The organism is Priestia sp. P5_B4, assembly GCF_056400385.1.
In genome coordinates this window covers 1-22497 of record NZ_JBFULJ010000012.1, presented here as the reverse complement: position 1 = coordinate 22497, position 22497 = coordinate 1, and the positions used below count along the sequence as shown (strand labels likewise).

The window sequence follows — 22497 nt, the reverse complement described above, 5'->3', positions numbered from 1 at the left end:
GGAGAGACCACCATGACAAAAAAAGTCGCTGTATTACCGGGTGATGGCGTAGGAACAGAAGTAACAAAAGGCGCTGTTGCCGTTTTAAAAGCAATTGGAGAGCGCTTTGATCATCAATTTGAGTTTACGTATGGACTAATTGGCGGAGCTGCAATTGATGAGGCGGGCACACCTCTTCCAGAAAGTACAATTGAGACTTGTAAGCAGGCGGATGCTGTATTACTTGGATCGGTTGGAGGGCCAAAATGGGATCGTAACCCTTCACATTTGCGACCGGAAAAAGGTTTGCTAGCTATTCGAAAAGAACTGGATTTATATGCTAATCTTCGTCCGGTGACGTTTTATGATAGCTTAGCGGATGCCTCTCCTCTGAAAAAAGAATACATTGAAGGTGTTGACTTCATTATCGTCCGTGAGCTAACAGGAGGCTTATATTTTGGTAAGCCTAGCGAGCGCCGAACAGAAGGAAATGAAGAAACAGTTGTCGACACATTATTTTATAAGCGTACAGAAATAGAAAGAATTATTCGCCAAGCATTTGATACGGCTGTAAATCGACGTAAAAAAGTAACGTCTGTTGATAAAGCGAATGTGCTTGAGTCTAGTAGAGTGTGGCGTGAAGTAGCTGAAGAAGTAGCAAAAGACTACCCGGATGTAGAGCTTGAGCATATGCTTGTAGATTCAGCTGCTATGCAGTTAATTCGTAATCCGAAGTATTTTGATGTAGTGGTAACTGAAAATATGTTTGGTGATATTTTGAGTGATGAGGCTTCTATGCTGACAGGATCGTTAGGAATGTTGCCATCTGCGAGCTTAACGGCTGATGGTCCGTCTCTATACGAACCGGTTCACGGTTCTGCACCAGATATTGCTGGTCAAAACAAAGCTAATCCGATTGCTGCTATTTTATCTGCAGCAATGTTGCTTAGACATTCGTTTGGATTAGAAAAAGAAGCAGCAGTGATTGAACAAGCAGTTGAAAGTGTATTACATGCAGGTCATCGAACAGCTGACTTAGCAGACGGTAATCATTATTTAGGTACCGATAAAATGGTGGAGGCGATAACTGCGGTAATTGCCAATGATTCTGCCATTTCAAGCATTATGACAGCTTACAGTTAATCATGCGTTTCTCACGTTTTGTGAGAAACGTTTTTCATAATCAGAAAGGAGGAGCAGTATGAAACCAAAAACAATTATTGATAAGCTTTGGGAACAACATGTTGTACGTCGAGAAGAGGGGAAGCCGGACTTATTATATATCGATCTTCATCTTATTCATGAAGTAACGTCTCCTCAAGCATTTGAAGGTCTTCGCGTGGCAAATCGCCAAGTGAAGCGTCCAGACTTAACGTTTGCTACAATGGATCACAACATTCCAACGGTTGACCGTTTTAATATTAAAGATCCAATTGCAAAGAAACAAGTAGACAAACTATCTGAAAACTGTCATGAGTTTGGTGTGAAGCTTTTAGATTTAACAAGTGAAGAGCAAGGAATTGTGCATATCATTGGACCGGAATTAGGATTAACTCAGCCTGGAAAAACCATTGTGTGCGGAGATAGTCATACATCTACTCACGGTGCATTTGGAGCGCTTGCTTTTGGGATAGGAACGAGTGAGGTAGAGCATGTTTTAGCAACACAAACGCTATGGCAAGCGAAACCAAAAACGCTACAAGTGAAAGTGAATGGCAAAAAGCAGCCTGGCGTTTATGCTAAGGACATTGTGTTAGCAATAATTCAAAAATTCGGCGTGAATTTTGGAACGGGTTCAATCGTGGAATTTACGGGCGAATGTATTCGCGATCTTTCAATGGAAGAGCGCATGACCATTTGTAATATGTCTATTGAAGCCGGTGCAAAAGCTGGTTTAATCAGTCCAGACGATGTCACGTTCTCTTATATTAAAGGACGTCAGTATGCTCCTAAAGGAGAACAGTTTGAAAAAGCAGTGGAAGCTTGGGCAGCTTTAGCAACAGATGAAGGTGCAACGTACGATGAAACGCTGGAAATTGATGCAGATACAATTGAACCTGTTGTAACATGGGGAACAAACCCGGCGATGAGTTCTTATGTTAGCAAGCAAGTTCCTACATTAGAAGAGTGTAAAACAGAAGCTGAGAGAAAGTCTTTGTCACGAGCACTTGAGTATATGGGCTTACAGCCTGGCATGGCAATAGAAGAGATTCCAGTTCAGCATGTATTTATCGGTTCATGTACGAATGCTCGTTTGTCTGATCTTCGTGACGTGGCAGCCTTTATTAAAGGAAAGAAAGTGTCACCAGATGTGCGAGCGATCATTGTACCAGGTTCTCAAAAAGTAAAGCGAGTGGCTGAAGAAGAAGGGTTATCTGCTATTTTTATTGAAGCAGGTTTTGATTGGAGAGACTCAGGCTGCAGCATGTGTCTAGGTATGAACTCTGACTTAGTTCCACAAGGCGAACACTGTGCGTCCACTTCTAACCGCAATTTTGAAGGACGTCAAGGAAAAGGCGCCAGAACGCATTTAGTAAGCCCGGTAATGGCAGCAGCAGCAGCGGTATATGGACATTTTGTTGATGTGCGCAAACTACAAGAACAAGCGGTGCGATAAGGAGGAGAACACAGATGAATGCTTTTACAATCCACACAGGGAAAGTAGCAGGTCTCGACCGAGCAAACGTAGATACTGATCAAATTATCCCAAAGCAATTTTTGAAAAGAATTGAGCGTACTGGGTTTGGCCAATTTCTATTTTTTGATTGGCGATATAATGAAGATGAAACGTTAAATGAAACGTTTGAATTAAATCAGCCTCAAAATCAAGGAGCAACAATTCTTGTAGCTGACGAGAACTTCGGATGTGGTTCGTCACGTGAACATGCGCCATGGGCGCTTTTAGACTATGGGTTTCGTGCCATTATCGCACCTTCATTTGCGGATATTTTTAAACAAAACTGTCTAAAAAATGGTATTTTACCTATTGTTTTACCAAAAGAAGATGTTTCCTATTTAATGAAAGAGTCTCAAAGTGATTCTTACGCCTGTACAATCGATCTTCATCAGCAAAAAATTACCGATGAAGCAGGCTTTGAACGTACGTTTGATATCAATGGCCATTGGAAATATATGCTTGTTAACGGATATGATGAAATTGGCTATACGCTTTCTTTTGAAGACGACATTTCTGCTTATGAAGCAAAAACGGTAAGATATTAACCAAAAATCGAGCAAAATGATGATTTTGCTCGATTTTTTTGCGTTCCGTTAACCGAATTGCTAAACTGTAAAGCAAATGGACCGCGAAGTGGGGAGAAAACATGTCGAATGAACAACAAAACAAAATTGTAGCTTTTCCTCTATTAAAAGAACGGTTGGTTGAAAAAGCTACAGATCATATGCAGCACAAGCAGTTTCAAGAAGCACTTCCTTTATTTGAGCAGGCCTACGAACTTGATAATAAGCATCATGAAATTTTACTTGGTCTTGTTATTTGTCACGTGGAGCTCGGTGATGCAGGCATAGCTAAAGAATTGTGTGAGCAAATGCTGAAAGAAGATATTGGCGATTATTATCATAATTTGCAAATGTACCTCATGGTGTTAATTCAGCTTGGTCACTATCATGAAGGATATGTCACTCTACAAGCAGTTATTCAAGAACACAAACTCCCTTCTGAACATGCTGAACAGCTTTATCAGCTATTGGAGTTCTGCAAGAATAGAATGAATCAAGAACAAGTCATAGAAGAACAAACAGAAGAAGAACAGCTAGAGCAGTTTAAATCATTCACAGCTCTAGACAATATTCAAGATCAGCTTGAATGGGTTCATTCATTAAAAACAAAGAGAATTGAAAAGCAGCGCTTCTTTCTGGAACAGCTATTTTCATCTGAAGCTGTTCACCCTATCGTAAAAACAGTCGCTTTAAAAACAGTCATGGAAGAAGAAGTAGACATTGATTTTATGATTAGTAAGTTTGGAGAGACGAAAAAAGTAAATGCGCTTCAGCTTCAACGAACAACACCGTATTTGTTTGCCGAGCAAGTAGAAGCGCAGCTGACGGAAAAGCTGGAGCATGAAAATCCTACATTGCTGCAGGTTGCCGTTGAAATATGGCAGCGTCATTTATTTATTACATTTCCGTTTTTACCGGGTGATAATGTAAAACTTTGGACAGAAGCGGTGTATGCTGTTAGTCTGATGATGCAAGGAGAAGAGTCAGATGCAGCTATAGCAGAGGAAGATGGAAGTTTCTCCGCAGCTGAATTAAGAAAGGCAATTAAAGAGCTAAAAGAAATTGAAGAAATTTCTTTTATATAAAATGTGGTGTTTAGTTGAAACGTCATTGTTGTATGTTATAATATAATGGTTGTAAAATGCACTTAAATACGTATAGTAGAATTTCATCTTTACATTACATTCCTACTTACTTTAAAGTAATAGGGAGTTAAATAGATAATGATTGAGGGTTGAACTGATAGGCTATCTGCATTATCTAGTTTAGAAATCACTACTTAAAATGATTTTGGAGGGAAACATTCATGTCTGCAAAATGGGAAAAACAAGAAGGAAATCAAGGCGTTTTAACAGTAGAAGTTGAAGCTGCTGAGTTTGATAAAGCCTTAGATAAAGCATTCACAAAAGTTGTAAAACAAGTAAACGTACCAGGGTTCCGTAAAGGTAAAATGCCTCGTCCACTTTTCGAAAAACGTTTTGGCGTAGAATCTTTATACCAAGATGCACTAGATATCTTATTACCTGAAGCTTACAGCAATGCAATTGTTGAAGCTGGTATCGAGCCGGTTGATCGTCCAGAAATCGATGTTGAAACAATCGAAAAAGGACAACCTCTAGTTTTCACTGCTAAAGTAACTGTTAAGCCTGAAGTTAAATTAGGCGAATACAAAAACTTAGAAGTAGAAAAAGTAGATACAACTGTAACAGACGAAGACGTTGAAGCTGAATTAAAAACACTTCAAGAGCGTCACGCTGAACTAGTTGTTAAAGAAGAAGGAACTGTAGCTGAAGGTGATACAGCTGTAATCGACTTTGAAGGTTTCGTTGATGGCGAAGCATTCGAAGGCGGAAAAGGCGAAAACTATTCTTTAGAAATCGGTTCTAACACATTCATCCCTGGCTTTGAAGAGCAACTAGTTGGTCTTGAAGTAGGCGCTGAAAAAGAAGTGGAAGTAACATTCCCTGAAGAGTATCACGCTGAAGAGCTAGCTGGTAAAGCTGCTAAATTCAAAGTGAAATTACACGAAATCAAATCTAAAGAGCTTCCAGCTTTAGACGATGAGTTTGCAAAAGACGTAGATGAAGAAGTAGAAACTTTAGAAGCGTTAAAAGCAAAAACAAAAGAAAAATTACAAAGCGATAAAGAGAATCAAGCGGAATCAGCTCTTCGCGACACTTTAGTAGAAAAAGCTGCTGAAAATGCTGAAGTAGAAATTCCAGAAGCAATGTTCAACACTGAAATGGATCGTATGATGCAAGAGTTTGAACAACGTTTACAAATGCAAGGTCTTAACCTTGAACTTTACTTCCAATTCTCAGGTCAAGATGAAAAAGCTCTTCGCGACCAAATGCGTCCGGATGCTGAAAAGCGTGTGAAAATCAACTTAACGCTAGAAGCTATTTCAAAAGCTGAAAATCTTGAAGTAAGCGAAGAAGAAGTAGAAAAAGAATTAGAAAACATGGCAGGAATGTACAACATGCCTGTCGAAGAAATTAAGAAAGTGCTTGGCAGTCTTGATAGCATTAAAGAAGACATGAAAGTACGTAAAGCAGTTGAATTTCTTGTAGAAAACAGCAAAGCTGTTGCATAATAGTAAGTAAGAAACAAGGCGCGACTTGATCGTGCCTTGTTTTATAAACTTCAATAGTTTTTTTATATCATAACCAACACCGTAGAAGCAGCTTTAACCCATTGTTTGAAATCCGTGGTTATGAAATAGGCCCAATAAGAGGACACTATATAATAGCAGATCTCCATTCTGTTATGCTCATCAACAACATATACATAAAACGTTTTAGTATCTATTCAAGAAAATGTATGGTAAAATGCAATACAAATCTTTTCATAGCGCTTTTACTATGTAATAAAGAGGGGCATTTACCTACAAATAGATGAGTTGTTCATGTTGTTGGGCTATAGCGCGGATAGAAATCAGCTTCGAGCACTTTAGTAAATACTACAAGGGGTGAAAATTATGTTTAAATTTAACGATGAAAAAGGGCAGTTAAAATGCTCATTTTGTGGTAAAACACAAGAACAAGTACGCAAGTTAGTTGCGGGTCCAGGTGTTTACATATGCGATGAATGTATTGAACTTTGCACGGAAATCGTAGAAGAAGAGTTAGGTACAGAAGAAGAAGTAGAATTTAAAGATGTACCAAAACCAAAAGAAATTCGTGACATTTTAGATGAGTATGTAATTGGTCAAGAGGATGCGAAAAAATCGTTATCCGTTGCGGTATACAACCATTACAAACGAATCAATTCAAACAGTAAAATTGATGACGTTGAGTTATCAAAAAGTAATATTGCATTAATTGGACCTACAGGAAGCGGTAAAACTTTACTAGCTCAAACATTGGCTCGTATTTTAAACGTACCGTTTGCGATTGCAGATGCAACATCTCTAACAGAAGCGGGTTATGTAGGAGAAGATGTTGAAAACATCTTATTAAAATTAATTCAATCAGCTGATTACGATGTGGAGAAAGCTGAAAAAGGCATCATCTACATCGATGAAATTGATAAAGTAGCGCGTAAGTCTGAAAATCCATCTATTACACGTGATGTATCAGGTGAAGGTGTGCAGCAGGCTCTTCTTAAAATCTTAGAAGGTACTGTAGCAAGCGTTCCTCCTCAAGGTGGACGCAAACACCCTCATCAAGAATTTATTCAAATTGATACAACAAATATCTTATTTATTTGCGGTGGTGCATTTGACGGAATCGAACCTATTATTAAGCGTCGTCTAGGTAAAAAAGTAATTGGTTTCGGTTCAGAAACAAAACAACAAGACTTTACAGAAAAAGAGTTACTAGCAAAAGTATTACCGGAAGATTTATTGAAATTTGGTTTAATTCCAGAGTTTATTGGTCGTTTACCGGTTACTGCTAGCTTAGTGCCTCTTGATGAAGAAGCGCTAGTTGAGATTTTAACAAAACCGAAAAATGCACTAGTGAAACAATATCAAAAAATGCTTGAACTTGATGACGTTGAACTTGAGTTCGAAGACGAGGCTTTAGTAGAAATTTCTAAAAAAGCAATCGAGCGTAAAACAGGTGCTCGTGGTCTACGTTCAATCATTGAAGGTATTATGTTAGATGTAATGTTTGATCTTCCTTCACGTGATGATATTACAAAATGTATTATCACAGGTGAAACTGTTCGTGATCAAGCGGCTCCTAAGTTCGTATTAGAAGACGGATCTACTATTCAAGAAGGCAGCAAAACATCAGCATAAAAAAAGCCGGGTACTCAAATTGAGTACCCGGCTTTTTTCTGTTGATGAAGCACAACTAAATTTTACTTTTTACTAGAATCTTGTTTATTCCTACTGTTGCAGGGAGATAATAACTGATAATTATCTTACTAAACTGCGCAGGAGGTTTATCTATGAACTGGACGAATATTGCCTTAATGGTCCAACTCTTTTTTGGTATCATCATTGGCTTATATTTTTGGAATTTATTACGCAATCAACGTACGCAAAAAGTCTCAATTGACCGGGATTCAAAGAAAGAAATGGAGCAATTGCAGAAAATGAGAGCCATCTCTTTAACTGAGCCGCTTGCCGAACGTGTGAGGCCGTCTAGCTTCTCCGATATTGTCGGACAAGAGGATGGAATTCGGTCACTAAAGGCGGCCCTTTGCGGCCCTAATCCACAGCACGTGATTGTATATGGGCCGCCTGGAGTAGGAAAAACCGCAGCAGCACGTCTAGTGTTAGAAGAAGCAAAAAAAAATAAAAAATCACCTTTCAAACAATCGGCTGTATTTGTAGAGTTAGATGCAACTACGGCGCGTTTTGATGAGCGAGGCATTGCTGATCCTTTGATTGGGTCTGTTCATGATCCTATTTACCAAGGAGCAGGTGCCATGGGCCAAGCTGGAATTCCGCAGCCAAAACAAGGAGCGGTTACAGATGCACACGGGGGAATTTTATTTATTGATGAAATTGGAGAGCTCCATCCTATTCAGATGAATAAGCTGTTAAAGGTTCTAGAAGATCGAAAAGTGTTTATGGAAAGCGCCTATTACAGCGAAGAAAACACACAAATCCCAACACATATTCACGATATTTTTCAAAATGGGTTGCCAGCAGACTTTCGTTTGATTGGTGCGACGACTAGAACGCCTAATGAAATTCCGCCTGCCATTCGTTCCAGATGCGTAGAGGTATTTTTCCGTGAGCTTGATCGCGACGAAATTATTACAGTTGCAAAAAAAGCAGCAAATAAAGTAAGAATGGATATATCAGAAGAAGGTTTATCTCTGTTTTCTACATATGCACGCAATGGACGTGAAACGGTTAATATGATGCAAATTGCGGCTGGGTTAGCGATATCAGAGGAACGAACGGACATTAAAAATGAAGATATTGAATGGATTGTTCATTCTAGTCAACTGTCTCCAAGGCACGATCCGAAAATTGCAGATGAGGAAAAAGTGGGACTTATTAATGGATTAGCAGTGTACGGGCCCAACTCTGGAGCACTTTTAGAAATTGAAGTCAAAGCGATTCCTGCAAAAGAGAAAGGGAACATTATTATTACAGGTATCGTTGAAGAGGAAAGTATAGGGACTCAAGGGAAGTCTATTCGCCGTAAAAGTATGGCTAAAAGCTCAATTGAAAATGTCATAACGGTTCTTCGTTCAATGGATGTTCCAGCCGATGAGTATGATATTCATGTAAACTTTCCGGGAGGCGTGCCAATTGATGGACCTTCTGCTGGTATTGCGATGGCAACAGGGATCTACTCAGCGATTTATGAAGTGCCAATTAAACATACGGTAGCAATGACAGGAGAAATTGGTCTGCACGGCAACGTAAAACCAATTGGCGGTGTGATTCCAAAAATCAAGGCAGCAAAACAAGCAGGCGTTCAGACGGTGATTGTGCCAAAGGAAAATATGAATGCAATGGTAGAAAAGGTAAAAGGTATCGATATTATTCCTGTCCATCATTTAACAGAGGTGTTTGAACAAGCGCTATTGTCTGTACATGAGCATGTTGCACATTTGTCGGTAGATCCAGCTATTTCAAATAGAGAATCTAGCTAATTCTATCATGATAATTAAAAATTAATGGTCAGATGAATATTCATCGCCTTTTTCGCGTATAAAACCTTTATACACAGCCAACGAAAAAGGCGTTTTTTTATGAAAAGAGCTTAAAAAGATATGTTTTGCCTTTTAATTCTTTCTCATGGTACAATTAGTAATTACTATTGTTAGACATGTGTATACAAATGAGATAAAATTGTTAAAAGAATTCACACTTTACATACTTTAATTGACGAGCATTGGAGGTGTTCATTGCATGGCAGAAAAAGAAAAATTGACAATGCCGCTATTGCCTTTACGAGGTTTGATCGTCTATCCGACAATGGTGCTTCATTTAGATGTTGGGCGAGATAAATCTGTGCAAGCATTAGAAAAAGCAATGATGGATGATCACTTAGTTTGTTTAGTATCACAAAAAGATATGGGTATCGATGAGCCAACAAAAGAGGATTTATATAGAACCGGTACGTTAGCAAAAATTAAACAAATGCTAAAGCTGCCGAATGGAACGATGCGCGTCTTGGTAGAAGGACTAAATCGCGTAACCGTTACAGAATTTGAAGACAGCGAAGAATATTTTGTTGTGCACGTGGAAAAGCAAAACGAAGAACATCAGGTTGATGTAGAAGATAAAGCGCTGATGCGCACGCTTTTAGACTATTTCGAACAATACATAAAACTTTCCAAAAAGGTGTCCGTTGAAACTCTTTCAACCGTAAGCGACATTGAAGAACCAGGAAGATTAGCGGATATTGTAGCCTCTCATTTACCAATAAAAATTCAGCTTAAACAAGAAATTTTAGAAATAACTGATGTGAAGGAAAGATTAAATACGATCATTTCTCATATTCAAGACGAGCAAGAAGTTTTGCAGCTGGAGAAAAAAATTGGACAGCGTGTAAAGAAATCAATGGAACGCACTCAGAAAGAGTATTATCTTCGTGAGCAAATGAAGGCGATTCAAAAAGAGCTTGGAGACAAAGAAGGAAAGACAGGAGAAGTAGCAACACTTCGCGAAAAAATTGAAGCAAGTGGGATGACGGACCATGTCAAACAAGTGGCGTTTAAAGAATTGGATCGCTATGAAAAAATTCCTGCTACCTCCGCTGAAAGCTCAGTCATTCGAAATTATATCGAGTGGTTGATTGCGCTACCTTGGACAAATGAAACGGAAGATACGCTCAATATTCATAATGCTGAACAAGTGCTGAACGATGAGCACTATGGCCTTGAAAAAGTGAAGGAACGCGTATTAGAATATCTAGCTGTGCAGCAGTTGACAAAATCTCTTAAAGGCCCTATTTTATGTTTAGCAGGACCTCCTGGCGTAGGGAAAACATCCCTAGCCCGTTCAATTGCCACGTCTCTAGATCGTCATTTTGTACGAGTGTCTCTAGGCGGCGTGAGAGATGAGTCAGAAATCCGCGGTCATCGTCGCACATACGTGGGAGCTATGCCTGGACGCATTATTCAAGGAATGAAAAAAGCAGGAACGATTAATCCGGTATTTCTGCTTGATGAAATCGATAAAATGTCAAATGATTTCCGTGGAGACCCGTCTTCTGCTTTGTTAGAAGTATTGGATCCTGAACAAAACCATAATTTCAGCGATCACTATATAGAAGAAACGTATGATTTATCAAAAGTGATGTTCGTGGCTACAGCCAATAACTTAGCTACGATTCCGGGGCCGCTGCGCGATCGAATGGAAATTATTCAAATTGCTGGTTACACGGAGCTGGAAAAACTTGAAATCGCGAAGCGTCACCTATTGCTGCGCCAACTAGAAAATCACGGATTGCAAAAGGGCAATTTGCAGATTCGCGATGACGCGTTAACAGCAATCATCCGTTTATATACGAGAGAAGCGGGTGTTCGTAACCTTGAACGCGAAATTGCTTCCATTTGTCGAAAAGCAGCTCGTATCGTAGTCTCTGGCGAGAAAAAACGCGTGGTGGTGACGGCCAAAACGCTTGAAGAATTCCTTGGCAAGCCTAGGTTCCGTTACGGACAGGCTGAGACGGAAGATCAAGTCGGCGTTGCTACAGGTCTTGCTTACACAACTGTAGGAGGAGACACGCTAGCCATTGAAGTAAGCTTGTCCCCTGGTAAAGGAAGACTAGTGCTAACTGGAAAACTTGGAGACGTGATGAAAGAATCAGCTCAGGCAGCATTTAGCTACGTGCGTTCAAATGCAGAGAAACTAGGAATTGATGAAAAGTTTTATGAAAAACATGATATTCATATCCATGTTCCAGAAGGAGCTGTACCAAAGGATGGACCTTCTGCAGGAATTACCATTGCCACTGCTCTAGTATCAGCACTAACGGGTAAACCAGTGCGTAGAGAAGTAGGAATGACAGGAGAAATTACACTAAGAGGTCGCGTATTACCAATCGGCGGTTTAAAAGAAAAGTCACTTAGTGCACATCGTGCCGGATTAACTAAAATATTAATCCCTCATGATAATGAACGTGATATTGAAGATATCCCTGACAGTGTACAAGAGGAATTAGACATCGTTCTTGTGTCACATGTGGACCAAGTATTGGAACATGCGCTAGTAGGAGAGGTAAAATGAAAGTAACTCAAGCCGATATTGTTATCAGTGCCGTACGCCCTGAACAATATCCTAAAGAAAACCTGCCAGAGTTTGCGTTAGCAGGCCGTTCAAATGTAGGAAAATCATCTTTTATTAACAAGATGCTCAATCGCAAAAGCTTAGCGCGTACGTCGTCTAAGCCCGGAAAAACTCAAACGCTTAATTTCTTTTTAATTAATGAAATCCTTCACTTTGTAGACGTACCTGGGTACGGGTTTGCAAAAGTGTCTAAAAAAGAGCGTGAAGCATGGGGGAAAATGATTGAAACGTATTTAACAAATCGTGAGCAGCTTAAAGCTGTGTTAATGATTGTTGATCTACGCCATGCTCCTTCAAAGGATGACGTTATGATGTATGAGTTTTTGAAGCACCATGACCTTCCCGTTATGGTTATTGCAACGAAAGCTGATAAAATTCCTAAAGGAAAATGGCAAAAGCACTTAAAAGTAGTGAGAGAAACGCTGGACTTAGATCCAAATGATGAATTAATTCATTTCTCATCTGAAACAGGTGAAGGAAAAGATAAAGCGTGGAAATCTTTGCAGTATCGCATGACTCACTAAACAAAGGAATAGAATCTAAAAAAATGGAACGTTTATCATCACTCTAACAGGAAGTGAGTCAAACGTTCCATTTTTTTAACTTGTTTACATAGATTACTTTCGTTTGAAAAATAATAAATATAGCCCAACTAGTAACAATAAAATAGGCCAGAAGGTTGTTAAATAATTTACGCCGTCTTCAACTTTTGGCAAAAATAGTTTAAGACGGTCTGAAAACATCATTAAAATGGCAATAATTAAAAGAGTGCCGCCTTGGAAAAAGCCTGATTTGGCTTTTCTAGCACTGAGTAAAAAGCTAATGGCCACCATAAAAACGACCATGCTAATATTCGTAGGCCAAAAGGGAATTTGTTCACTTACATAGAAATGAATACCTAAAGTGATTAATATGTAGCTTGCAAGCAAGTTTGAATGATCTTGAGATAAAGCAGACTCAGTTAACAGGGCTGCTCCTATTAAAATTAACAGTACAGGCCACGTGTATACCTTTGCTGCAATGCTCATATGTAGTTCATTCAGTAAGAAAAAGATTCCAAATCCAACTAGTAAGACACCAAAAAACATTGATTGCTTTTTCATAGTAACCTCCAGGTGTTTCAAAACAGAAAACGTGATAAAACGCTGCTTTTTTGATACAATTTATTACGGAATAACAGTTAATATCTTAACACATGTTTTCAAAGACTGTTCACATTTTTTTTTCGAATGACTTATAGAACATGTTATAATAGTTAGAGATAAGGCGAAGCTTACACCTGTGTAATGTACGCCGCTTTTTACGAATAGTAGAATGAAGAACGCCGGATTTTACGGGCAGTTATCTCACTGTAGCTCTTTGGGAATTTAGGGGTTACTGCCCGTCAAATTCGGATAAATAAGCACATTTCAATTATAGGGGGTATGTACAAATGCATATTATAGCAGTCGGCTTAAACTTTCGAACAGCCCCTGTTGAAATAAGAGAAAAGCTTAGTTTTAATGAGCAAGAACTAGCATCTGCCATGAAAACGTTAAGCGGCCAAAAAAGTATTTTGGAAAACATCATTGTTTCAACATGCAATCGTACGGAAATTTATGCTGTTGTTGATCAATTACACACGGGCCGTTATTATGTAAAAGCATTTTTAGCTGAATGGTTCGGAATAGATAAAGAAGAGTTCTCGCCTTATTTAACCATCTATGAAAATGATGGAGCCATCGAACATTTATACCGAGTAGCATGTGGATTAGATTCAATGGTGATTGGTGAAACACAAATTCTTGGACAAGTGCGTTCAAGCTTTTTGCTTGCTCAAGAAGAAGAAACAATTGGAACGGTTTTTAATCAGCTGTTTAAACAAGCTGTGACATTAGCCAAAAAAGCTCATCATGAAACAGAAATTGGTGCAAATGCAGTTTCTGTCAGCTATGCAGCCGTAGAGCTTGCTAAAAAGATTTTTGGAGACTTATCGTCCAAACATGTGTTGATTCTTGGTGCGGGAAAAATGGGTCAGCTTGCCGTACAGAATTTATATGGCAGCGGAGCTAAAAAAGTAACGGTAGTGAATCGAACATTTGAAAAGGCACAAGAGCTAGCAAACCGTTTTTCTGGAGAAGCCAAACCATTTGCTGATCTTCAACATGCTTTAAGCGAAGCAGATATCTTAATTAGTTCAACAGGGGCTAATGACTATGTAGTAACGAAACAAATGATGAGTGAAGCCGAGCGTACGCGTAAAGGTCGTCCATTGTTTATGGTAGACATCGCCGTTCCGCGTGACTTAGATCCAGAACTAGATGAGCTAGAGACGGTCTTTTTATATGATATCGACGATTTAAACGGGATTGTAGAATCCAATTTGCAAGAGCGTCAAAAAGCTGCGGATGAAATTGAAATTATGCTTGAAGCTGAAATTGTTGCTTTCAAGTCTTGGCTTGGTACATTAGGCGTTGTGCCTGTTATTTCTGCACTTCGTCAAAAAGCACTTACCATTCAAGCTGAAACGATGAAAAGCATTGATCGTAAGCTCCCAGATTTATCTGAGCGTGAGCGCAAAGTTTTAAATAAACATACAAAAAGTATAATTAATCAACTTCTTCGCGATCCAATTTTACACGCGAAAGAATTGGCTGGAGAGAAACATGCTGAAGAGTCTTTAGAGCTGTTCATGAAGATTTTTAATATTGAACAGGAAGTTGCTTTGCAAAAAGAAAAAGAAGAGCAGCTTCATACATCGATTACGTCTCATTCAGTAGCTTATCAGTCTTAAGTGAGGATTGAATAATGGTTGATATGGAATTAACCAGAATCTATGAATTGATTGTGATTTTATACGCGGCGAGCGTTTTATTATATTTTATTGATTTTGTACAAAATAACCGGAAGGCAAACTCGATAGCCTTCTGGTTACTTTCTATTGTGTGGGTTTTGCAAACAGCCTTTTTAATTTTACGAATGTTTGAGACGGGAAGGTTTCCTATTCTTACCGTTTCTGAAGGGCTGTATTTTTACGCGTGGGTCTTAATTACTCTTTCACTTGTGATTAATCGCCTGTTTCGCGTTGATTTTATGGTGTTTTTTACAAATGTGATTGGTTTCTTAATTATGGCTATTCATACGTTTGCTCCACTTGAAACATACACTGCTGTCCAGTCGGAGCGCCTTGTGTCAGAATTATTAATCATTCATATTACCATGGCTATTTTATCTTACGGCGCTTTTTCAGTCTCTTTTGTTTTTTCCGCTCTGTATCTTGTTCAGTATAATTTATTGAAAAAGAAGAAGTGGGGCAAGCGCTTGCTAAGAATTGAAGATTTAACAAAGCTAGATTACATGTCCTATGTATTAATTTTAATTGGTGTACCGCTGTTATTGCTTTCGTTAATCTTAGGAATCATATGGGCTTATATTAAATACGTAGATTTTCATTGGTACGATACAAAAGTGTTAGGTTCATTTTTAATGTTTGTTGCATACAGCGCTTACTTGTATGCTAGACTGCGTAGAGGTATTCAAGGAAAGGCAATCGCAATGTGGAATATTGGATTGTTCTTAGTCTTACTTATTAATTTCTTTTTATTTGGCAGTTTATCGAATTTTCACTTTTGGGGTTCGTAATTAGGAGGACAACATGCGAAAAATTATTGTCGGCTCTCGTCGAAGCAAACTTGCGTTAACACAGACCAAGTGGGTCATTGAACAGTTAAAAAAACAAGGTCTTCCTTTTGAGTTTGAAATTAAAGAAATGGTTACAAAAGGGGACCAAATTTTAAATGTAACACTGTCCAAAGTAGGCGGTAAAGGTCTTTTTGTAAAAGAAATTGAACAAGCCATGTTAGATGAAGAAATTGATATGGCCGTTCATAGTATGAAAGATATGCCAGCTGTTTTGCCAGAAGGATTAACGATTGGATGTATTCCTTTACGAGAAGATCATCGTGATGCGCTTATTTCAAAAAATGGTGAACGATTTGAGGAGCTGCCAAGCGGTGCTGTGATTGGGACAAGCAGCTTGCGTCGAGGGGCACAGCTTCTATCTATGCGTTCAGATATCGAAATTAAATGGATTCGAGGAAATATCGACACACGCCTAGAGAAATTAAAAAATGAAGATTACGATGCAATTATCTTGGCAGCTGCAGGGTTATCTCGTATGGGCTGGTCGAGAGATACGGTCACTCAGTACCTAGAGCCGGAAATAAGCGTTCCCGCTGTAGGACAAGGAGCTTTAGCTATCGAATGCCGAGAAAATGACCATGAATTATTATCGCTTCTTCAAGCTCTAAATCATGATGAAACCGCTCGTGCTGTTAGAGCTGAACGCGTATTTTTAAAAGAGATGGAAGGCGGATGCCAAGTGCCGATTGCGGGTTATGGGCGTATATTGAACGGCGGAAACATTGAGCTAACGTCGCTAGTCGCGTCTCCTGATGGCAAAACGATTTACAAAGAGCAAATTACGGGAAAAGACCCCGTTGCTATCGGTTCAGAAGCTGCTGAGCGCTTAACATCTCAAGGAGCTAAGCTTTTAATTGACCGTGTAAAAGAGGAGCTGGACAAATAATGAGTCATGAGGCTCCTCTTTTTTTAAAAAAAGTTTTGATTACAAGAGAAGCGAAGCAGGCTCATTCATTTGCAGCACAGATTAAAAAGCTTGGAGGCATACCTTTAAGCTTACCAGTCCTCACGTTCGCACGTTCTAACAATGAAAAAGAAGTGGAAGATGTCCTGCTGTCGATTGACTGTTTTGATTGGATTGTTTTTACAAGTCAAAACGGCATTTCTTTTTTCTTTGAATGGCTACAAGAGTTAAATATCAGTTGGAGTGCTTTAAAAAGATTAAAAGTGGCTGCGGTTGGAGAAAAAACCGCAAAATTGCTAGAAAAACATGATGTTAATGTGCAACTTGTTCCAAAAGAATACGTTGCGGAATCACTTCTTGAGTCGTTAAAAGCAAATGTGTCACATCACGAGCGAGTTCTCCTTGTACGAGGACAATTAGCCCGCTCTGTTTTAAAAGATGGCTTAAAAGAGTGTGAGGTAACAGATTTAGTTGTATATCAGACCATTCGAAATCAAGACTCTGAACGCTTGGTTAAGCAACATTTAGAAACAGGAATTGATGCCATTACTTTTACAAGTTCTTCTACAGTGAGATTTTTTGTCGAGTCAGTTAAAGATATTCCTAATTGGCTTGAGCTTATAAATAGAACCAAAGTTGTTTGCATCGGTCCTATTACGAGTCAGACAGCGAGCGAATATGGAATTAAGCATCTTGTTCCTGACACATACACAATAAATGGTATGATAGATATGTTGGTTAGTTGTTTTGAATAATAAAGGAGGATTTTAACATGAAAGATTTACAATTTACACGTCATCGTCGTCTTCGTAATTCTGTAAATATGCGTGCGCTTGTACGTGAAACACATTTACATGCTGAAGACTTTATATATCCTATTTTTATTGTAGAAGGTGAACAAAAAAGAAATGCTGTAAAATCAATGCCAGGTGTGGATCAAATTTCTTTAGACTACTTGAATGATGAAATCCAAGAGTTAGTCGATTTAGGAATCAAGTCAGCTATGGTATTTGGTGTTCCCGCTGAAAAAGATGCGGTCGGCTCACAGGCATACCATGACCACGGAATTGTCCAAAAAGGTATTCGTCAAATTAAAGAAAATTTTCCAGACTTTGTTGTTATCGCAGATACATGCTTATGTCAATACACAGATCATGGCCACTGTGGTGTAATTGAAGACGGAAAAATCTTAAACGATCCTAGCCTTGACTTATTAGCGCGTACAGCGGTCAGTCAAGCTAAAGCAGGAGCGGATATTATTGCGCCTTCAAACATGATGGACGGTTTCGTGGCAGCTATTCGCCACGGTCTAGACGAAGCTGGATTTGAAGATGTGCCCGTGATGTCTTATGCTGTTAAATATGCATCTGCTTTTTACGGACCATTCCGCGATGCAGCGCATTCTTCTCCTCAATTTGGAGACCGTAAAACATATCAAATGGACCCAGCCAATCGCTTAGAAGCACTTCGAGAAGCGGAATCTGATGTCGAAGAAGGAGCAGATTTCTTAATTGTAAAACCGGCTCTATCATATTTAGATATTATGCGCGATGTAAAAAATACGTTTAATTTACCGGTAGTAGCTTATAATGTGAGCGGTGAATATTCAATGATTAAAGCGGCAGCTCAAAACGGCTGGGTAAATGAAAAAGAGATTGTTCTTGAAAAATTAATTAGCATGAAGCGTGCAGGAGCGGATTTAATTGTAACGTATCATGCTAAAGACGCAGCACGCTGGTTATCTGACAAGTAATTAAGGAGGCTTACACATGAGAAGTTATGAAAAGTCAAAAGCAGCTTTTTTAGAAGCGCAGCAATTAATGCCGGGTGGAGTAAACAGTCCTGTTCGTGCATTTAAATCAGTAGATATGGATCCTATTTTTATGGAACGAGGAAAAGGCGCTACGATTTACGATATTGACGGCAACAAATATATTGACTACGTCTTATCATGGGGACCTTTAATTCACGGACATTCCAACGATCAAGTAGTTGAGGCAGTAAAAAAAGTAACGGAATCTGGTACAAGTTTTGGTGCACCAACATTAATTGAAAATGAGCTTGCTAAGGTTGTTATTGAGCGCGTTCCTTCAATTGAAATCGTCCGTATGGTGAGTTCAGGTACGGAAGCAACGATGAGCGCACTGCGTTTAGCACGTGGCTATACGGGCCGCAACAAAATTTTGAAATTTGAAGGCTGTTACCATGGACATGGTGACTCTCTTCTAATTAAAGCTGGCTCAGGCGTTGCAACGTTAGGCCTACCAGATAGCCCGGGAGTGCCTGAAGGAATCGCTAAAAACACGATTACAGTGCCGTACAATGATCTAGAAAGCGTACAATATGCTTTTAAAGAATTCGGAGATGACATTGCTGGAGTAATCGTTGAACCGGTAGCAGGAAATATGGGTGTGGTACCGCCTCAGCCAGGTTTCTTACAAGGGCTTCGTGATATCACATCAGAATATGGCTCACTGCTCATTTTTGATGAAGTAATGACAGGGTTCCGCGTAGCGTACAACTGTGCACAGGGATACTACAATATTATGCCTGACTTAACTTGCTTAGGAAAAGTAATCGGTGGCGGTTTACCAGTAGGTGCTTACGGTGGTAAAGCTGAAATTATGGAGCGAGTTGCACCAAGCGGCCCGATTTATCAAGCAGGTACATTATCAGGTAATCCGCTTGCGATGACAGCTGGATACGAGACGTTAACGCAGCTGACACCTCAATCCTACGATGAGTTCATTCGTAAAGCAGATCGCTTAGAAGAAGGATTGATGGCAGAAGCTGAAAAATATGATGTGCCGTTTACGGTAAACCGAGCTGGTTCAATGATCGGTTTCTTCTTTACAAACGAACAGGTAATAAATTACGAAACAGCGAAAACATCGAATTTAGATTATTTTGCAGCTTACTATCGTGAAATGGCTAATGAAGGCGTGTTTTTACCTCCTTCTCAATTCGAAGGAATGTTTTTATCAACTTCTCATACAGATGCAGACATTGAACATACAATTGCAGCAGCTGAAAAAGCCTTTTCGAAGTTACGTGGATAAACAGATAAATAAGATTGACTTTTATATCAAAGCTTACGGAGTATTCCGTAAGCTTTTTTAGTTTTAAAGACATATTTTAATTTATTTGTTCATACATCTTTAATGACCGCGCTATTACCTGGCGGGTGTTGGAAGGGGGAGAACAATTTGTCGCAGGATAATTTATCATGTCTGCGTTTTTCCGTAGAAGAATCAGTATGGTTTCAAAAAGGACAGGAAGTCTCACAACTTTTGTCTATCYCCTTAGAGCCTCAAGTATCTATTCAAGAATATGACCAATACGTGTCTATTCGAGGAGCATTACAATTAACAGGTGAATACGAAACGTACGAGGGAGAGCACTCGTTACGCGAATATACAAATGAGAATCAAGTGCAATCTATCTCTGTCCGTGAAGACGGAACGGCTGAATTATCACATCAATYTCCTGTTGATATTACCATTCCTAAAAATCGTATTCAAAGTATTGAAGACGTATATGTATCTATTGATTTATTTGATTATGAATTGCCAGACACAAATCAGCTGCAGCTAATGGCTGACTTGTCCATCACAGGATTGTACGGAGAACAGCATGAGGAACGAGAAGAAGAGGAAGAGTTTTCGGAGGAAGAGTTTTCGGAGGAACAGCACATCGTCTCTTATGAAGAAGTGGACGATGCTGAAGAGGTATATACTGAAAACGTTGCTCAAGAAGAAGAAGAACAAGAGTTTGACGTAAGCTATCGTAAAGCTCCCRCACTTTTAGAGGCAGAGGCTATTGAAGAAGAGCATTCAGAAGAGACCCCTAGTTATTTTTCATCTGTATTTAAAAAAGAATCTCGTGCTGAGCCGGTTGTGGAATATGAAGAGGAAGCATATGAACCATTTGAAGTCGAAGTGAAAAAAGAGGCCCAAATCGAGGAAGAAAGAGAAGACAATGTGATTGAACTGTTTCAGCTTCGTCAAGAGCAAGAAAGCTTCGAAAAATCGCAAGCTAGTGAATTGAATACGTATGCTGACGTTCAACAAGAGGCTGAGCAAGAAGAAGCTGAACAAGAAGAGGAAAAGATTATTGTTGAATTTCGGAAAGAAGAAAATGAAAGCGGCCGAAATGAAAACGCCCTTTATTTAACAAAGCTCTTTTCGCGGGAAGAAGAAGCTTTTTCAACGTGGAAGCTTTGTATTGTTCAAGACGGAGATTCGCTTGATACGATAGCAAACCGCTATAATACGAATGTACAAAACATTTTACGAGTGAATAATTTAGAAGATGAATATGAGCTGGAAGAAGGAAGCATCTTAAATATTCCCGTTCGTTAAAGTCGGAAAGAAAACAGTTTTGACGCATATAATGTCTTAACTGTTTTCTTTATTTTTTACGAGGAAGGAGAATATAGATGCAGCGGACAGTAGCAGACTACAAAGTATTGTTAAAAGAATATGACTTAGATGTTGACTTTATCGAAGATTACGGAAAAGTAAAAAAAGTCTATACGAAAACCGGCGTATTTGCGCTTAAAGAAATGGCGAATCATCAAGAACGAAATCAAAACTTCATTCAAAAGCTGCAGAACGTGTATCAAAAAGGATGGATGGGATTTGTCCCTATTTATCAAACAAAGCGTTCTCAGCCCATTGTTTCAGATGAAAGCGGCTCGTATTACTTAATGCCGTGGCTCCCAAATAATCCGACCGAAGAGCGTGATATTCGATATCATAAATTATTTCAAGAGCTTGCTAAGCTTCATGGCGCTTCGGCGCAGGAAGTAGAAGTGAAAAAAGAAGATATAGAAAATCATTATACATCGATGAAAGAAACGTGGGAAAAACGTCAGGAAGAGCTGAAGCAGTATGTAGCAGAATGCGAGAAAAAAATCTATATGTCCCCGTTTGAATTGCATTACTGTACGTTTTATTATGAAATGACAAGAGCGCTTGAATTTGGTTTTGGAAAGCTCGATCAGTGGAACGATGAAATGGAAGAAAAGGAAAAGATCCGGCTGGTTACATCTCATGGAAAGCTATCGGCTAAACATTTTATCTATGACGAACGGGGAAATGGTTTTTTTATTAATTTTGAACATGCAAAAGATGCTTCACCGATTTATGATTTGGTCTCATTTTATTTCCGTACTCTTCGCACATACCCAGTAACTACCTATGACAGCTATGAGTGGTTTAGTACGTATGAAAAACATTTTTCTCTCAGAGAAGAGGAACGGCTGCTTTTACACAGTTATTTGGCGTTTCCAGAACCCTTGTATCAGTGTATCGTTCAATATAGGCAGCATAAAGAAAGTAAAACAGAGCTTGAACATATGCAGTCATTTATTCGAGCATACTGGCTGACGAAAAACATTGAACAGCTCAATATTAAAATATTTGAAGTAGATCAGCAAAAAAAAATGGCAGCGGAAGCAGCTGCACAAGCCCAAGCGAACGAATAGCGCTTGGGTTTTTAAATCCAGTCCGAATATAAAGCAACCGCTAGTATGGCAAGCAGTGCCAACAACAGTACATCAAAGGTTGTAGGGAAAAATAGTGTACGTATACCTTGAAAAATTGTTAAAGGAACAATAAACTGTCCACAAGCCGCTCCTGCTGTTTTGAGCCACCGCTGCAGCTGATACGAATTTACATTTATTCGTTTCTTCATTTGTACATGCCCCTTTCAATCCACGTGCCCAGGTTAAAGTAAGTATATGAAAAAAGAAAGAAATGGTKTCATTTTTTTGAGCGGACTCTTCATTTTATTTCCAAAATTAGCGAGTGAATGAAAAAATAAAGAGCAGAACAAAAAAATTATGAATATAATCGTAAAAAAGTGGAGAAGATTATTGACGATTCAACATTTTTTCATATAGTATAATTAAGAGAAATTCATACATAAATACAGTGAATAGGAATAATTAAGAGAAATTCATACATAAATACAGTGAATAGGA

General features: G+C 39.0%; 19 protein-coding genes. 17 read left to right on the top strand and 2 right to left on the bottom strand.

Features of this window, described 5'->3' with window-relative positions; translation table 11 throughout:
* Positions 1–12: 12 nt before the first annotated feature.
* The 9 genes from leuB (at position 13) to yihA (ending at position 12450) form a co-directional block, all read left to right on the top strand.
* The gene (gene leuB / locus AC1DRF_RS03210; protein WP_013059372.1) at positions 13–1122 is read left to right on the top strand and encodes a 3-isopropylmalate dehydrogenase; all 1110 of its coding nucleotides are present in this window, start codon (positions 13–15) and stop codon (positions 1120–1122) included.
* Between the two features lie 58 nt (positions 1123–1180).
* Complete coding sequence (leuC, locus tag AC1DRF_RS03205; protein ID WP_013059371.1) at positions 1181–2596, top strand: 3-isopropylmalate dehydratase large subunit; 1416 nt, start codon at positions 1181–1183, stop codon at positions 2594–2596.
* 14 nt (positions 2597–2610) lie between these two features.
* A complete protein-coding gene (gene leuD / locus AC1DRF_RS03200) occupies positions 2611–3201 on the top strand; it encodes a 3-isopropylmalate dehydratase small subunit (protein ID WP_427075331.1) in 591 nt (196 codons plus the stop codon).
* A 101-nt stretch (positions 3202–3302) separates the two neighbouring features.
* Positions 3303–4304 carry a tetratricopeptide repeat protein gene (locus tag AC1DRF_RS03195; RefSeq protein ID WP_427075330.1) on the top strand — a complete coding sequence of 334 codons (1002 nt, stop codon included), beginning with the start codon at positions 3303–3305 and terminating at the stop codon, positions 4302–4304.
* Between the two features lie 221 nt (positions 4305–4525).
* Complete coding sequence (gene tig / locus AC1DRF_RS03190; RefSeq protein WP_016765666.1) at positions 4526–5812, top strand: trigger factor; 1287 nt, start codon at positions 4526–4528, stop codon at positions 5810–5812.
* Positions 5813–6196: 384 nt separating this feature from the next.
* Positions 6197–7462, top strand: a complete 1266-nt coding sequence (gene clpX / locus AC1DRF_RS03185; RefSeq protein WP_013059367.1) for an ATP-dependent protease ATP-binding subunit ClpX — start codon at positions 6197–6199, stop codon at positions 7460–7462.
* A 152-nt stretch (positions 7463–7614) separates the two neighbouring features.
* Positions 7615–9282, top strand: coding sequence for an ATP-dependent protease LonB (gene lonB / locus AC1DRF_RS03180; protein ID WP_029320070.1), 1668 nt, complete (start codon positions 7615–7617; stop codon positions 9280–9282).
* A gap of 259 nt (positions 9283–9541) precedes the next feature.
* Positions 9542–11866, top strand: a complete 2325-nt coding sequence (gene lon, locus AC1DRF_RS03175) for an endopeptidase La (protein ID WP_016765665.1) — start codon at positions 9542–9544, stop codon at positions 11864–11866.
* Positions 11863–12450 (top strand): ribosome biogenesis GTP-binding protein YihA/YsxC, encoded by a 588-nt coding sequence (gene yihA / locus AC1DRF_RS03170; RefSeq protein WP_013059364.1) that lies wholly within the window; start codon positions 11863–11865, stop codon positions 12448–12450. Before lon ends, yihA begins: the two co-directional genes overlap by 4 nt.
* Positions 12451–12543: 93 nt before the next feature.
* Here yihA and AC1DRF_RS03165 read toward each other — a convergent pair whose 3' ends face one another.
* Positions 12544–13029, bottom strand: a complete 486-nt coding sequence (locus tag AC1DRF_RS03165) for a LiaF transmembrane domain-containing protein (RefSeq protein WP_013059363.1) — start codon at positions 13027–13029, stop codon at positions 12544–12546.
* Positions 13030–13358: 329 nt separating this feature from the next.
* On the opposite strand from AC1DRF_RS03165, the gene hemA reads away from it, so the two are divergent.
* The 8 genes from hemA (at position 13359) to ysxE (ending at position 21999) form a co-directional block, all read left to right on the top strand.
* Complete coding sequence (gene hemA / locus AC1DRF_RS03160) at positions 13359–14699, top strand: glutamyl-tRNA reductase (protein WP_013085134.1); 1341 nt, start codon at positions 13359–13361, stop codon at positions 14697–14699.
* 14 nt (positions 14700–14713) lie between these two features.
* Positions 14714–15547 (top strand): cytochrome C assembly family protein, encoded by an 834-nt coding sequence (locus AC1DRF_RS03155; protein ID WP_025750612.1) that lies wholly within the window; start codon positions 14714–14716, stop codon positions 15545–15547.
* A 13-nt stretch (positions 15548–15560) separates the two neighbouring features.
* Entirely contained in the window at positions 15561–16493 is a 933-nt protein-coding gene (gene hemC, locus AC1DRF_RS03150; RefSeq protein WP_043976077.1) for a hydroxymethylbilane synthase, read from the top strand.
* Entirely contained in the window at positions 16493–17266 is a 774-nt protein-coding gene (locus AC1DRF_RS03145; protein WP_427075328.1) for a uroporphyrinogen-III synthase, read from the top strand. Before hemC ends, AC1DRF_RS03145 begins: the two co-directional genes overlap by 1 nt.
* A 17-nt stretch (positions 17267–17283) precedes the next feature.
* Positions 17284–18264, top strand: coding sequence for a porphobilinogen synthase (hemB, locus tag AC1DRF_RS03140; protein ID WP_097824642.1), 981 nt, complete (start codon positions 17284–17286; stop codon positions 18262–18264).
* Positions 18265–18280: 16 nt separating this feature from the next.
* Complete coding sequence (hemL, locus tag AC1DRF_RS03135; protein ID WP_477740326.1) at positions 18281–19570, top strand: glutamate-1-semialdehyde 2,1-aminomutase; 1290 nt, start codon at positions 18281–18283, stop codon at positions 19568–19570.
* A gap of 147 nt (positions 19571–19717) precedes the next feature.
* Positions 19718–20872 (top strand): stage VI sporulation protein D, encoded by a 1155-nt coding sequence (gene spoVID, locus AC1DRF_RS03130; RefSeq protein ID WP_477740325.1) that lies wholly within the window; start codon positions 19718–19720, stop codon positions 20870–20872.
* Positions 20873–20949: 77 nt separating this feature from the next.
* Positions 20950–21999 carry a spore coat protein YsxE gene (gene ysxE / locus AC1DRF_RS03125; protein ID WP_477740324.1) on the top strand — a complete coding sequence of 350 codons (1050 nt, stop codon included), beginning with the start codon at positions 20950–20952 and terminating at the stop codon, positions 21997–21999.
* A gap of 11 nt (positions 22000–22010) precedes the next feature.
* Here the strand turns inward: ysxE and AC1DRF_RS03120 are convergent, their stop codons facing one another.
* On the bottom strand, positions 22011–22208 hold the full coding sequence (locus AC1DRF_RS03120) for a hypothetical protein (protein ID WP_013059354.1): 198 nt from the start codon (positions 22206–22208) through the stop codon (positions 22011–22013).
* Between the last annotated feature and the right edge of the window lie 289 nt (positions 22209–22497).